The sequence below is a fragment of the Paenibacillus sp. alder61 genome (assembly GCF_020179875.1).
Taxonomy (GTDB): domain Bacteria; phylum Bacillota; class Bacilli; order Paenibacillales; family Paenibacillaceae; genus Fontibacillus; species Fontibacillus faecis.
Map to the genome: position 1 here is coordinate 54,754 of NZ_JAIUDG010000021.1, position 13,464 is coordinate 68,217.

Consider the following 13,464-nt stretch of genomic DNA (forward strand, 5'->3'; position numbering starts at 1 on the left):
AGTAGATTTGAACCTCACCTAACAATGTGTTCAAGCAGTAGCTTAAAGATATACGCTTTACATATCAGGGGGAGTAATTATGAAAGATTATATAAAAGAAATGAGAAAACTCATAGGTACAAGGCCCCTTTTAATGTGCGGTTCAAGTGTTATTATTTTTAATACTGAAGGGCAAGTATTAATGTTACATCGAACAGACAACGACAGTTGGTGTTTCCCGGGAGGTGCAATCGAACCTGGGGAGAAGGTAGAGGAAGCGGCGTTGAGAGAAGTTTTTGAAGAAACAGGACTTACGGTTAGAGAATTGACGCTGTTTGGTGTATTTTCAGGAAAGGAATTGTACTACAAGTATCCCCATGGGGACGAGGTTTACAATATCGATATTGTATTTATGACCGAAGCTTATGATGGAGAACTGACACTTAATGAAGAAGGTAAGGATATTCGTTTTTTTGATCTTGATGGTTTGCCAGAAACGATAAGTCCCCCTGTTCGGCCCATCGTCAAAGAGTTACTAATAACTAAAGGGGTCAAAAAAATTGAAAGCTTTCATTAGCGTTCTGACTGTTTTTTTTGCACATTTTATTTTAATTTTATTTTTTGGGATCCGAGTGGAGGATTTCACATCCGAAACCGTGCTGTTTTTTATGTTATTTTATACCGTCCCCTTATTGCTATTAGTGTCTAATTCTGCTTTGGCTTATAGATCTAATAATAAAAGGAAAAGATGGATTTGGCTTGTAACAAGTGTTGTCCCGGGTTGCCTTGTAATTGTCTCGGCAAAGTATCAACCGACCTCACCAGGTGGGTTTCCAATTTTTCCGGATTATCAAATAGAATTGGGCTTTTTTTTACCTGCTATCCACTGCTTTCTTCAAATCATTTGGTTACTGGATTGGCTAGCAACTAGAAAGCACTAGCTGCCCCATCATGATAAAATTTATCCTAAGAGAAGGTATGGAAAGGAGACTCGGAGAGATGGCCTTAATGTTGATTATCGTACTGATTATTGGGTTTGCAGGGATTATTGGGAATCAATATGCAAGTCTAAGAAGGATGGACGACCTTCAAAGATCGATAAAAGAGATAGAGATGCAACTCCGAGATCTTCGAAACAAGGAAAAGTAGAACTCTGACGGGGTTAGCTTGCTCCGGAAATAATAAAAATTTTTTGAGAGAAAAAGGAGAGCTTTTTCATGCCCAAGCATGAATTCGTTGTGGAAAGTAGGCAAGATGCGGATAACCTCTCACTTTCATCCTTTTCCTGGAATTCGAAAGGAGAACTAGGGAGAGATGGGTTGTCTGAGGAGGATCATGTTTCTTTGGAGGATGAATTCATCTCCTACATCAATGATTCGTTGAATTGGCTTCCCACTTGGAACCCTAGTACCAAAACAGAAGGTATGGGATTGAACCACTACGGGGTCACGGTAATAAGCGGGCAAAATCTAAGGGTCTTTCGAGGTATACTCCAGGCATGGACGGATCTTTTGGGATTTGCCCCAGAGAACATCGGGCTCAAGGGAAGTTATTTTACGATTGTGGGAGTAGAAAATTCCGGGCAATATGAAAAATTGGAATATAAAAAGACCATTTTGATTAAACATTTGCAAAAGCTAATCAGAATGATAGATCGAGCTGTAGAAGAAGATAAGTGCATCCTGCACTTAGGGATATGAAAAAGACTCAGGGTGTGGAAAAAGCAACTTTGAGTCTTTCTTGCATGCAATAGATTCGGCAGCCTGGACGATAACATAAGCCCAAGGCTGCCGCTGATTCGAAGTGTTATTGTCTTATAATCAGGATGTCACGTGGCGGTCTTCCAGTGCTTTGGATTTGGGATATTTCGCTGTTAGTTAAATTGCGGCCTACCAGAATTAGTGATGATGTAACGTTGTTGAAATTCAAATTACCCAAGTTAGCCACATTTTGACTGCCCCGGAAAACCCGGAAGGACCCCTGAAAGTTAGTTCCCGAAAACAGTACCAGTGTTACTTGAGTGCTTTGCACAACATTTCTGAGTCGGAAGCTCGAAAGCGCATTGTTGAACCGAAACGCTCCAAGATCACGAACCGCAACCCCACCGCGTCTGAAGAGGATCCGACGACCAGAAAAATTAGTACCTGACCAAAGTGCAAGGCGTACATCACTGTTTGCCAACTATATCACTCCTTTTTTAAGGTTGATATAGTGTATTGCAGTTTTTGAGAATGGTGTAGACACGTAGAGCAGGGGAATAGCTTGATTTTTCTAATCTGGGGTACGTGTTATTTAAAAAAATGGAAAAACCTTCATCCATCCCCTAAAATAGAGTAGAGATGGTATGGCTTAAGCTGCCAACCTCCACCTAATCCGTGATGACGTTATGACCATGTGGGTTTAAGTGTGTAAGCAAGCCATTTTGCTATGAGGAGTTGTATCCGAGTGTTTTCAATCATACCGATGTTTCTGTTTATTGTCTACGGATTGTTCATTCTTCTTGGACTATATTGCTTATATTTGCTGATTAAATTATTGATTCGTGCGATAGAAGCTTTGGATATCCATTTGGAGGAAAAAAGAAATAGACGACTATAGAGCACAGATCCGCAGGGCCTGCGGTAGTCGGTTTGGCGATTTGATAGTAATGAATTACCTCAAATCCGTAAGACTAAATAAGAGAGGTGTGTCCTGATGAAGATTGTAAAAGCGGATCCATCCAACCTAAATGAATTAACGGAGCTAGCGTTGAAACTTTGGCCAGACAACGAACAGGAGCATTTAAGAGCCGAATTTGAAGAGCTATTGGATTCGGAGAGAGACATCCTTTATTTAGCAACTATTGAAGGTGGTTTTGTGGGATTTATTCATATGTCACTAAGAGTCGATTACGTTGAGGGTTCTAATTCGAGTCCCGTCGGATATGTTGAAGGAATCTATGTTGAGCAGGACTACAGAAACAGAGGGATTTCCAAAAAATTAGTTGAGGCTGGAGAGCAATGGTCGAAGTCGCTCGGTTGCCATCAAATCGCCTCGGATACACAGCTGGATAATGTTATAAGTCAGAAATTTCATAAGAAGATAGGATTTAAAGAAGCGGGAAGAATCGTAGCTTTTATCAAAGATATTAAGTGATTTGAGCTTGCGATGTAAGGAGGGATTCCCATGCAGGCTTTAGCGCCGGAATATTATTATACTGTTGAAAAATTACTAAATGACGGTTTTCAGCATCCTGAGGTTCTATCCATAATTGAACGGAATAATCCGGGCGCCATCTACGTGGATCAATTATTGAATCCAAGAAGTGCATTAGTTTGGAGCCAGGGGATTCAAGGATTTTATCTTATAGGGGATTACAGAAATGATTACTTTAATCAATCTCTAGATGGTTTTATAGCTGAGTATATTGAGCCCAGGATGAAGGCGACTTCCTTAACTCATTTAGAAATCTCGGGTCATCACGAGAAGTGGGATTTTGAAAGCATGTTTGCTTCCAGAAAACTTTATCAGTTCGAGCAATTGGTTTTAGAAATGCGAAAGGAACCCGTAGAAACGATTGAAAATACGGGCACATACCAAATCATCAATTTAAAAACTGATGAGTGGAATAACGGAAGTATAAGAAATGTAGAACTCATAAATAGCCATATCGATTTGTTTTGGTCCTCCAAAGAAGAATTTAAGAAAAAGGGATATGGGTATGCTGCTCTAGACGAATCAGAAGTCATTGGAGTATGTTACTCCAGTTTTGTAACGAATCAAACTCATGCCATTGGTATTGAAACGGTACCTCGATATCAGAACAAGGGTGTGGGAACTTATTTGGGATATCGATTGGTTAAAGATATACGTGACAGTGGGTATACTCCGTATTGGGACTGTTCGCTCGATAATGAAGCATCAAAAAGACTGGCCTGTCGATTAGGCTTTGAACAGGTACACCGCTACAAATGCAGAGGTTTTGAAATTGAAGTAGTTGAACAATAAGAATAGTAGAAAAGATGTGGTGCAAGATTAAAAAAGTGGTGACGCTTTCTCTTTTCTTCATAGTTGTGATTATAGGCATCCTGTATATCTCGAACAAAGCAACCTATACATCCCTGAAAAAAGAAGTTATGGACGAGATCAGCCTGACTAATTTAGTTAAAGTTTCTTTTAGGAGATATTCAGACGATAAAGGAACGATCATTAAGGATGAGAGAAGGATCGAGCAGATGTTAGCCGAACTGTCGGATATTGAGTTGAAAAAAGTGAGAAACATTTCTGCGGATCGGGAATATGAAGTAAGGATATATCTGAAAGATAAAAATCTTGGCTTCGAAGTTACGGAAGATTTGAATTACATGGTTATTTTTAAGGAGTCGGGCCACCAACTCTACAAGGTGCTTGATGGTAAAAATCATTTAAAAATGATTGAAGCCTTAGACTATCGGTAAAGTTCTGATATTGTAGGAAACGGAGCAATCCGCAATCCAGGCCCCAGTATAACATGCTGCTCTGCGGAGGTTCCGTTGGAAAGCTAATGTCTAAATTTTTGAAAGGTGTGATGTGGTATGAGAAGTAACCAAAGTATATTGAAAACTGGCTTGTCGGTGAAGGCTAAATTTTAGGTGGAGAACTTGAAAACAGGTCTCTCCACGAAATCGGAGGGTTCCTATGATTAGATTAGAAAGAATTGATAAAGATAATTGGGAAGAATGTGCTGAGCTGGAGCCGGCAGAAGAACAACAATCCCTTATTGCGCCGAATGTATATTCTATTGCTGAAGCTCAGTTTTTGCAGGGATTTTCGAGTGTGGCCATCTATAAGCATGAGACGATGATTGGGTATGCTCTATACGGAAAAGATCCGGATGATCATAATTATTGGATCTATCGTTTTATGATCGATCGGCGTTTTCAAGGTCAAGGGTACGGGTTCCTGGCTGTTTGCAGCATCATTGAAGAGATCAGAAGCCGCGCGGATCGGACGGATGTATTGGTTTTAGGGTATAAACCTGAGAATGAGCGAGCAAGAAGATTGTATTCAAAAGCCGGATTTATAGAAGATGGATTGGCTCCGTGGGGAGAAATGATTGCAAAATACAGCTATGTGAGTACAGAGTAAGTTTAGACAACCAGCGGCCCAGCCTAGATCTGAGTGATCTATGGCTGGGCTAATCCCTAATCGGGGGAGGTCCCATATTGAAGAAATTCATAAGATTGAATGTTGTTAGTATCCTCTATGCTTTTTTTATATTTATTCCCCTGGAACTTATGATTAACGTGTACAGAATTAATAGACTGACAGGTTGGGACATTAACACCGTAAATAAGATTAGTTTAGCAACTGCTGTTATTGAAATGTGTTTGGGCACGCTCATTTTATATTTTTTAACAAAAAAGTGGCTTGGTAGAGGGGGGGCAAACTATTTTACTGTGATCCTCTGGATACCTTATTTGATGCTGCTCGTCTACACTTTTTCCTCTTTATTTCCTATCACGGAGAGAGGAGACAACCCCAATCCCGCATCAGGTCTTATCGCAATAGGAGCTTTATTCTTATACCCCATATATATTCTTATCATCAATTTCATAAGTTTTTTAACTGACTATGAATAGGACGGTACTCATGACTTATTATTTGTATCATTATTTTGAGAAAGAAATGGGTCCATTCAAGAACTTGTCAAAGCTATCAATGGATGATGCAGCAAAAGTATCTAATCAAATAAAAAAAGAGGGTAAGGTGTTTGCCAGTCGAAGAAATGATGAATATTTGATGATCAGAAGAGAATTGGAAAGAACAGCGAGAGACCTATTTATTAGTAAAGGCGGGAAGCCAGTCAATACTTTTCCTCACTATATGACTTTGGGGGCTTGTAGTTGGCTTCAGACATGGTATTTGGAACCGGGGATCATCACAATAGATTGGAATGAAATCGCTAAGGAATCCATGAGTTTTACATACGGTGATTTATTCCCAACTATGCGATATCCCGATGAAAAACCATACAGAAAACAAGTGTATACTAAAGATGAAATTATTAAAGTTATTGATCAATTTGGCTTTCCCCAAGATTGGAACCATGATGGAGCTAAGGGACCGGAAAGATACATAGAAGTGCAAATATGGGATGAACAAATTATTCAAAGATATCTGTAAGTGACGCAGTAGAAGTAAATCAGCCGAGCCGGAGAGGATTGGACGAAATACATGAATACAATCATTTATATGGTAAGACATGGTGAATCGCCAAAAGTTGAGGGTAATGAGCGGACTCGGGGGTTAACCGAGAAAGGGAAGACGGATGCAAAACGAATTACAGAATTGTTGAAGCACGAAGGAATCGATGTTTTTTTCTCAAGTCCGTACTCCAGAGCAATAATGACTCTCGAAGAATTGGCGCAGACGGCGGGAAAGCAAATCCAGCTCCATGAAGATCTTAGAGAGTTAACGTTTTCGAACGATGACAAGATCACGTCAGACAAAGAACTATACCCTTTGGTAAGTAAGATGTTTTCAAATCGGGCAGCAGTCTCGCCTGGTGGAGAGTCCGCTATCGGTTGCCAAACACGTGCAGTAGCTGTCCTCAAGGAGATTTTAACGAAAAATCGTGGTCAGCGCATTGCGATCGGAACTCATGGAGCCGTGATGACTTTGATCATGGAACACTTTGATAGCAGCTATGATTTTGATTTTTTAATGAGAACATCAAAACCGGATGTTTACAGGATGGAATTTAAGGATGATGAGTTAATAAAGGTTGAGAGATTATGGAAATGAAGATGATGAGAATGTTATGATATCATTACTCCAAATCTTTTACATAGAGATCCTTTTCCTTACGATCAGGAAGAGGAAGCCTATCACTTCTTCACCAATGAAGTCGGATTTAACGGACCGAGGGATGAAGTAAAGCAAATTGTAGCCGCAAATAGAACGAAATATGAGAAAATTTACATCATGGGCTTTAGCGTCGGAGCAACGATGGATGGATATGCAGCGAGTTTGAGGTTGACGGCGTGATTGGGTTTTATGGATCCCGAATTCGGGACTATGTTGAGATGGAGCCAGGATGTCCGACTTTATTATTTTTTCCCGAATCGGAAAGATCGTTTCATGTTCCGGATCTGATCGACAAACTGAAGAACAAGAAAAATGTCACAGTAGCAGCCATTCATGCCGACCACGGATTTATGAACCCCTTTTTTAGAGCCTATAGCCGTAAAGACTATATGGAATGCATGAACAAATGCTTAAAATTCCTGAAGCAAATCGATGAGACCGATTCAACCATCTTGTCAGGGTAGCCGAAGAAAATGAAATCAATAAACTAGGGAGGCCTGTCATATGAAACAGGATTTTGCTTTTTCAAGAATAGGTTACGTCTATATTCCCACCACGCAGATCGATGAGTCCATTCATTGGTATACGGAGAATTTGAATTTTAAACTGATGAATAAGTTTCAAGACCGCGGGACATTCGTTGCCGTTTTACACCACCCGCATCAAAACTCCATAGCTTTATTGCTCATTGAAACACAAGACAAGCAATCCATGGAAATCACAAGAAACGGAAAACCATTTCCGGTCATGGCCATGAACTGTCCCAATATTGAATACACATATCAATTATTGAAGGATCGAGGCGTAATGGTGGAGGATTTACATACGCTCGGTAATGGAGAAGCCAAGTACTTTTATTTCAGAGATCCTGAAGGTAATCTGTTAGAAGCGGCCTGGTCCATATGGGATCCGGTGGACGAATTCAAAGAAGACTTTGTAGAGCAAGAGTAAATCATCATGTTATCGGAGAACCAATTCGTACATGCCGAGCGTTGCAGCGCTTGGCTTTTTTAAAAAGGGGAGAAAGATTATGCACGATGCCATAGCTATAATCTCGGATATACACAGTAACCGTTTTGCATTAGAGGCGGTATTAGAAGATATATCCACGCGAAACATTCAACGGATCGTAAATTTGGGGGATAGTCTATTCGGCCCCGTTGACCCGCTCGGTACAGCCAAAAGGTTGATGGAGCACGATAAGATAGTGCATATCATGGGAAACTGCGACGCGGCTTTACTGGAAAAAGAGATGGATTCCGCTACATTCCAATACGTTAAACCTTTACTGGGGCGTGAGATTGAGGAATGGATAAGAACGTTTAAAGATACATGGGTATATAAAGACCTGTTCTTTTGTCATGGAACTCCTTATGCAAACGATCGTTACTTATTAGAGACCATAGATGGGAATGGGGTTAGTTACAAGAAGCCTGACTTTCTCATGAAAGAACTTGGCTCCATTTCGCAAAATTATATTTTTTGCGGCCATAGCCATGTCCCCAAATCCATATTTTTGCCCGACGGTAAGCTCATCGTCAATCCGGGGAGTGTGGGGTTGCCCGCCTATGAGGAGGAATTGCCAGTTCCGCATAAAATGGAGTCGCTGTCCCCTTTTGCGGATTATGTCATTGCCTATCAGACGGAGATGAGCGTATGGAATATAGAGCATGTTATGGTTCAGTATGATTGGGAGCAAGCCGGCTCGATGGCCGAGTCAAACGGACGAATGGATTATGCGGTTGCAATCAGGACGGGAAGAGTAACGTGAGAAAAAAATACGATTTTTAAGGGGGGACGCACAATGAAAAACTTACCAACCATACAACTGGAACGACTTATATTAAGACCTTTCTGTTTAGATGATGCCAAAGAAGTCCAGACCTTGGCCGGTGAAAAATCTGTTGCCGAAATGACGTTAACGGTTCCTCATCCGTATGAGGATGGGATGGCGGAACAATGGATTGAAACGCACGCTGACAATTTTAATGAAGATCGGGCACTTCAATTGGCTATCGTACATAAGGATGAAAGTTATTTAATCGGTGCTATAGGATTAAGTATTAATAGAGGGTTTGAGCATGCAGAGCTTGGATATTGGATTGGAAGCAAGTATAGAAATCAGGGTTATTGTACTGAAGCGGCTAAAGGGATCATGGATTTTGGATTTAAGAAACTGAAGTTAACCCGCATTTTTGCATGCCATTTAGGGAAAAATCCCGCCTCGGGAAACGTAATGACCAAATTAGGCATGAAATATGAAGGAACATTAAGACACCATGTTAAAAAGTGGGATCATTTTGAGGATCTTGTTTATCATGGTCTTTTAAAGGATGAGTATGAATGATGAGAGCTTATATTCAGACCGATAAGAACGGAAATTTTTACAACGTAAACGCGTTTATCGCGAATGAAGGTTTTACTTCCTTGGGTTGGGAGACCGTTAAATTCCATGACGTACAGGAGATCAGGGAGTTTGATCCTGAACATATCCTGGTGAGCGGGATCGGAAACGTGAGAAAGCGCCTTGAAATTTTGGGGTTTGAAAGAAAACAGGGAGAAATCGATTATCCGCCTTCTTTGTCACGCTATTTCGGCAGAAAAATTTGGGCCACCACCCTTCAGGAACTTATCCAGAAACCACAGGATTGGGGTATATTTATTAAACCTAAAGACACGACCAAACAGTTTGCCGGGCGAGTTGTGAAAGAGTATCGGGATTTTATAGGATTGAATGACGAGGATGAACGGACGACGATTTGGTGCTCCGAAGTGGTGCATTTTAAAACGGAATGGCGTTGTTTTATCCGATACGGTCAGATCCTTGATATCCGCTACTATAAAGGGGCCTGGGATTCTAAAATAGATCTCAGGGTTGTCGAGAATGCAATCCGTGATTTTATCGATGCACCAGCCGCCTACGGGATGGATTTCGGAGTTGACCTCAATGGCGAAATGAAGTTGGTGGAGATCAACGACGGCCATTCTTTGGGGACTTACGGGATCAGTCCTTTAAACTATGCAAAATTTCTCTCGGCCAGATGGTCCGAATTAACGGGGACAACGGATTATCTTCGAACTCTTTAGGGAAAGGACCTGGCGTATGAAGCAAATGCTCCTCGCTATTTTGTGTTTAGCCTTAACAGTAGGATGTGCTTCCCCATACCAACGAGGAACTTATGACCTCTACCTTATACCGCAAGGTTACGAGGGGATTATTAGGGTCACTTATAATGTAAAAGGGGCTCCACTTCTCGAAAGGGAAGGGAAATACGACGTTATACCTGTAGATTCAAACGGGAAATACGAAACATCGAACCCTATGTACGATTACGGAGAGGTTATTGATCAGTATTTTTATGTGGATGAAAAAGGCAACCGGACGGCCATCGACCCGACCTGCGTGAACATTAGGGGGACCGGCGGAACCAGTGTCGGTGGAGTAGAAACGCATCACACGGAAATTGAAGTAACGAATTCGCTTTGTGGGGAAGATTTTATGCTTCATGGGTCGAACAGAAGTTGAGATATATTTTGATTAGGGAGAGCAAGTATGGAAAAACTAGACGACATTAAATTGGTTCATTTGGCGGAAAAACATGTAGCTGAGTTGAACAAATTTGAGCTTCCTGAGGAACAACGGCAATTTACGGCGCTGCCAAGTGAAGTGCTTAATGTAACGGAAGGTCAGTATCCCATCGTTATATTAGATGAAGGGGTGGCTGTGGGATTTTTTTTGCTCCATGCCACGGATCGGGTTAAAGACTATACCACCAATCCAAACGCTATGCTATTAACGGCTTTATCCATCAATTTAAAACAGCAGCGCAAGGGATATGCGAGAAAAGGAATGCTTCAGCTGCCTCTTTTTGTGAGAAAAGAATTTGAGCATTGTGATGAAGTCGTCTTGGTGGTCAATCACAAAAATATTCCGGCTCAACAGCTGTATTTGAAAGTGGGATTTGTGGACACGGGGGAAAGAAGAATGGGACCGATCGGAGAACAAATCGTCATGAGTTTAAGCATAGCCTAAGATTTGCCGCCGGAAAGGAGAGGCCATATAGATGGGGCTCGACTACAGTTATGTACTTGTGATCAAGAAAGTTAGAAGAGATGAATTATTTCATTTCGTGGAAGAGCATGGAGAGGTTGATTTATCAGATCATTTCAGTGCTTATTTCGAACTCGACTCCCATGTTCTGAAGTATTTGGAAGGGGGATATGATTGGAAACCGCATTACGATAAAGCAGAAATTCAAAAATATCTGCTGCCGGACAACCGGGCCAGGATTGGCGGCATTGATTATGACGAACGAACTCCTCAGGCAAATGACGAGGAGCTCGTGGTAAGATTTACGGCGGTTACATCCGATATGAGCCGGCTATTCGAGGATTCCGTGTCCGTCAGAAACTGGTTTGTGGCTCTGAGCAGAAGGGTAGACGCCAAGTTGACTTACTTGGACCTGGAATCGGAAGGACGCAGGGTCATCTTTTTGGAGGGTTCGGAAGCCTTTTTAGCGTTTAAAGGGGAAGGCCTGTTCGAGGTAAGTCAAAAAAATTTTCTTGGGGCTATGGATGAATTCTCTAAAAATTTACCGGATATCCTCGCTTCTTATGAGACGAATTACAAGTTTGAAGAAGAGTATACTTTGATCCTGAGGAAAGCCGATCTCGAACCATTGCGAAGCTATATTGAGAGGCAGGGGCACTTTGACAACGGTCAGGTTGTTTTAAAGTTTGATCTGGACTCGGCGCTGATGAGGTATCTGGAAGAAGGACATGGCGAGCAAGAGTATGGTATATCTCAAGGCGGTATTCCCTACTTCAACAAAGAAATCGTCTATAAGTATATAGAGCCGGATTACAAAGTGCAAATCGAGAGGATCGATTATTCGGAAGAAGAACTTGGTGGTGATGAAGACCGGGTCGCGGTACGATTTATTCCAAAAAAGTGGAAGACAGATCAGTTGTTTTCCCAATCCGAATCGATCCGTCATTGGTTTGTAACTCTGAGCAGGGAAGTCTCGGCCAAGCTGACTTATCAGAGTTTATGGAATGATGGGTATGCTCACAGGATTATTTGTTACGAAGGCGAGCATGCGAATATCGAGTTTACAGGACATTATGAGCTGGAAGTATCTCGTTTTAAAGAAATATATCGGGTTTTCTCCATGTATTTTGACCAGTTTTATGATTTAGAGTGAGGGGGAAATCATGCTAATTACAGACATCGACGAAATGAAAGCCATGCATGAATCCGCCGTTGTTGATAGCGGTTTTGTTGCAACTTGCGGCAGAATGCATGATTTAAATACACTCCCCGGGTTTGCGGCTTTAACTGACGAGGGAATTCTAGGGACGGTATTTTATCTCATTGAAAATCATGAATGTGAGATCGTTTCCCTTGAAAGCCGGAAAGAGAACCTAGGCGTAGGCTCTGCACTGGTCCAACGTGTCGTTGACCATGCCCGGACAGCAAGCTGCAGAAGAGTATGGTTAGTAACAACCAATGAAAATTTAAGGGCGATTCGGTTTTATCAAAGGCGCGGATTTGAGATGAAGGCCATACACAGAAATGCGGTGGAGGCCGCGAGAAAGCTTAAACCGTCGATTCCCTTCACAAGTGAAGACGGGATTCCGATAAAGCATGAAATTGAGTTTGAAATGTTGCTGTGAGGAGAAACTCTCTCTCATAGACGCAAACCAAGGGGAGAATAAACCATGGAGGCAATCATTCGTTACTATAACCAATATGACGAATCGTCCAGGCTCACAACGGACCACTCCAGAAGACTTGAATTCATCACCACCACCCATGTGCTGGACCAGCATATCTCGAATGATCATGAAATTTTGGATCTTGGAGCGGGTACGGGAATTTATTCTTTTTATTACGCGGAAAAAGGGAATCCTGTGGTCTCCACCGACATTACGCCTAGACATGTCCAGATGATAGAGACCAAGGCGGATGAATTAGGAATGAATCATGTCCGGGCGAAGGTGATCGACGCGAGGGACCTTTCCCGTTTCGAAAACGGGCGTTTTGATGTTGTCTTATGCTTAGGGCCTATTTATCATCTAACCGACCCGAGGGATCAAGAACGGTGTATTCGTGAATGCATTAGGGTTCTAAAACCAGGGGGGATTCTTGCCGTAGCGTATGTCAATAAGTTCTTTATTCTTCCCCATTTGATCCAAAAAGACAGAAAATACTTAGAAGAACCCTGGGTGAGTAAAATATTGGATGAGGGCAGGATTTTTTCTCACGAAGTTCCAGGCTTTTGGACGGATGCTTATTTTCACTCGCCGAGCGAAATGGAACAACTGTTAACCCAGCGAGGTATCGGCAAAATCGCAAATGTAGCCACAGACGGGGTGGGCCAATATTTGCGGGATATGGTGAACGATTTCAGTGAAGAAGAGTTTAAACTATGGGTGGCGTACCATTTACGAACTTGTTCGGAGCCCTCGATCCTGGGAATGAGCAATCACGGACTCTTTGTGGGCCGGAAAGTGGATTAGTTGTCTTCAAAAGATGACAGGGAAACCCCTTATGGAATATTTTCACAATCGAGCAGCCTAAAAAAGAACCGAAAGCGATATGCTCTCGGTTCTTTTTCTTTAAAACTCGGGTTCCAAAGCCCCTCGAATTAGGAC

At 41.8% G+C, this 13,464-nt stretch carries 19 protein-coding genes; 18 read left to right on the forward strand and 1 reads right to left on the reverse strand.

The annotated features are described in order from the left end of the window. Positions 1 to 79: 79 nt before the first annotated feature. Together LBW89_RS20645 and LBW89_RS20650 are read left to right on the forward strand one after the other, a co-directional pair. The gene (locus LBW89_RS20645; RefSeq protein ID WP_148450105.1) at positions 80 to 556 is read left to right on the forward strand and encodes an NUDIX hydrolase; all 477 of its coding nucleotides are present in this window, start codon (positions 80 to 82) and stop codon (positions 554 to 556) included. A gap of 640 nt (positions 557 to 1,196) precedes the next feature. After that, positions 1,197 to 1,679, forward strand: a complete 483-nt coding sequence (locus tag LBW89_RS20650; RefSeq protein ID WP_225040168.1) for a hypothetical protein — start codon at positions 1,197 to 1,199, stop codon at positions 1,677 to 1,679. A gap of 106 nt (positions 1,680 to 1,785) precedes the next feature. On the opposite strand, the gene LBW89_RS27760 is transcribed toward LBW89_RS20650, so the two are convergent. Continuing rightward, a complete protein-coding gene (locus LBW89_RS27760) occupies positions 1,786 to 2,160 on the reverse strand; it encodes a hypothetical protein (protein ID WP_148450103.1) in 375 nt (124 codons plus the stop codon). A 513-nt stretch (positions 2,161 to 2,673) separates the two neighbouring features. On the opposite strand from LBW89_RS27760, the gene aac(6') reads away from it, so the two are divergent. The 16 genes from aac(6') (at position 2,674) to LBW89_RS20735 (ending at position 13,329) form a co-directional block, all read left to right on the forward strand. Beyond that, positions 2,674 to 3,114, forward strand: coding sequence for an aminoglycoside 6'-N-acetyltransferase (aac(6'), locus tag LBW89_RS20655; protein WP_148450102.1), 441 nt, complete (start codon positions 2,674 to 2,676; stop codon positions 3,112 to 3,114). A 30-nt stretch (positions 3,115 to 3,144) separates the two neighbouring features. Continuing rightward, on the forward strand, positions 3,145 to 3,966 hold the full coding sequence (locus tag LBW89_RS20660; RefSeq protein WP_148450101.1) for a GNAT family N-acetyltransferase: 822 nt from the start codon (positions 3,145 to 3,147) through the stop codon (positions 3,964 to 3,966). Between the two features lie 14 nt (positions 3,967 to 3,980). Next, positions 3,981 to 4,415 (forward strand): hypothetical protein, encoded by a 435-nt coding sequence (locus tag LBW89_RS20665; RefSeq protein ID WP_148450100.1) that lies wholly within the window; start codon positions 3,981 to 3,983, stop codon positions 4,413 to 4,415. A gap of 220 nt (positions 4,416 to 4,635) precedes the next feature. Beyond that, the gene (locus tag LBW89_RS20670) at positions 4,636 to 5,085 is read left to right on the forward strand and encodes a GNAT family N-acetyltransferase (RefSeq protein WP_148450099.1); all 450 of its coding nucleotides are present in this window, start codon (positions 4,636 to 4,638) and stop codon (positions 5,083 to 5,085) included. A gap of 77 nt (positions 5,086 to 5,162) precedes the next feature. Continuing rightward, a complete protein-coding gene (locus LBW89_RS20675; protein WP_148450098.1) occupies positions 5,163 to 5,579 on the forward strand; it encodes a hypothetical protein in 417 nt (138 codons plus the stop codon). Between the two features lie 10 nt (positions 5,580 to 5,589). Next, positions 5,590 to 6,123: a hypothetical protein gene (locus tag LBW89_RS20680; RefSeq protein ID WP_148450097.1), complete on the forward strand. Its 534-nt coding sequence runs from the start codon at positions 5,590 to 5,592 to the stop codon at positions 6,121 to 6,123. Between the two features lie 51 nt (positions 6,124 to 6,174). Continuing rightward, the gene (locus LBW89_RS20685; protein ID WP_148450096.1) at positions 6,175 to 6,744 is read left to right on the forward strand and encodes a histidine phosphatase family protein; all 570 of its coding nucleotides are present in this window, start codon (positions 6,175 to 6,177) and stop codon (positions 6,742 to 6,744) included. A gap of 567 nt (positions 6,745 to 7,311) precedes the next feature. After that, positions 7,312 to 7,758 (forward strand): VOC family protein, encoded by a 447-nt coding sequence (locus LBW89_RS20695; RefSeq protein ID WP_148450095.1) that lies wholly within the window; start codon positions 7,312 to 7,314, stop codon positions 7,756 to 7,758. Positions 7,759 to 7,789: 31 nt separating this feature from the next. Then, positions 7,790 to 8,578: a metallophosphoesterase family protein gene (locus tag LBW89_RS20700; RefSeq protein WP_225040170.1), complete on the forward strand. Its 789-nt coding sequence runs from the start codon at positions 7,790 to 7,792 to the stop codon at positions 8,576 to 8,578. A gap of 33 nt (positions 8,579 to 8,611) precedes the next feature. Then, positions 8,612 to 9,154 (forward strand): GNAT family N-acetyltransferase, encoded by a 543-nt coding sequence (locus LBW89_RS20705; RefSeq protein ID WP_148450094.1) that lies wholly within the window; start codon positions 8,612 to 8,614, stop codon positions 9,152 to 9,154. Then, entirely contained in the window at positions 9,151 to 9,894 is a 744-nt protein-coding gene (locus LBW89_RS20710) for an ATP-grasp domain-containing protein (protein WP_225040172.1), read from the forward strand. Before LBW89_RS20705 ends, LBW89_RS20710 begins: the two co-directional genes overlap by 4 nt. 16 nt (positions 9,895 to 9,910) lie before the next feature. Further along, positions 9,911 to 10,333: a DUF6843 domain-containing protein gene (locus tag LBW89_RS20715; RefSeq protein WP_225040174.1), complete on the forward strand. Its 423-nt coding sequence runs from the start codon at positions 9,911 to 9,913 to the stop codon at positions 10,331 to 10,333. A gap of 27 nt (positions 10,334 to 10,360) precedes the next feature. Beyond that, positions 10,361 to 10,840: a GNAT family N-acetyltransferase gene (locus LBW89_RS20720; RefSeq protein ID WP_148450092.1), complete on the forward strand. Its 480-nt coding sequence runs from the start codon at positions 10,361 to 10,363 to the stop codon at positions 10,838 to 10,840. A gap of 31 nt (positions 10,841 to 10,871) precedes the next feature. After that, positions 10,872 to 12,011 (forward strand): hypothetical protein, encoded by a 1,140-nt coding sequence (locus LBW89_RS20725; RefSeq protein ID WP_148450091.1) that lies wholly within the window; start codon positions 10,872 to 10,874, stop codon positions 12,009 to 12,011. Between the two features lie 10 nt (positions 12,012 to 12,021). Next, positions 12,022 to 12,483, forward strand: a complete 462-nt coding sequence (locus tag LBW89_RS20730; protein ID WP_148450090.1) for a GNAT family N-acetyltransferase — start codon at positions 12,022 to 12,024, stop codon at positions 12,481 to 12,483. 45 nt (positions 12,484 to 12,528) lie between these two features. Further along, positions 12,529 to 13,329, forward strand: a complete 801-nt coding sequence (locus LBW89_RS20735; protein WP_148450089.1) for a class I SAM-dependent methyltransferase — start codon at positions 12,529 to 12,531, stop codon at positions 13,327 to 13,329. The last annotated feature ends 135 nt before the right edge of the window (positions 13,330 to 13,464 follow it).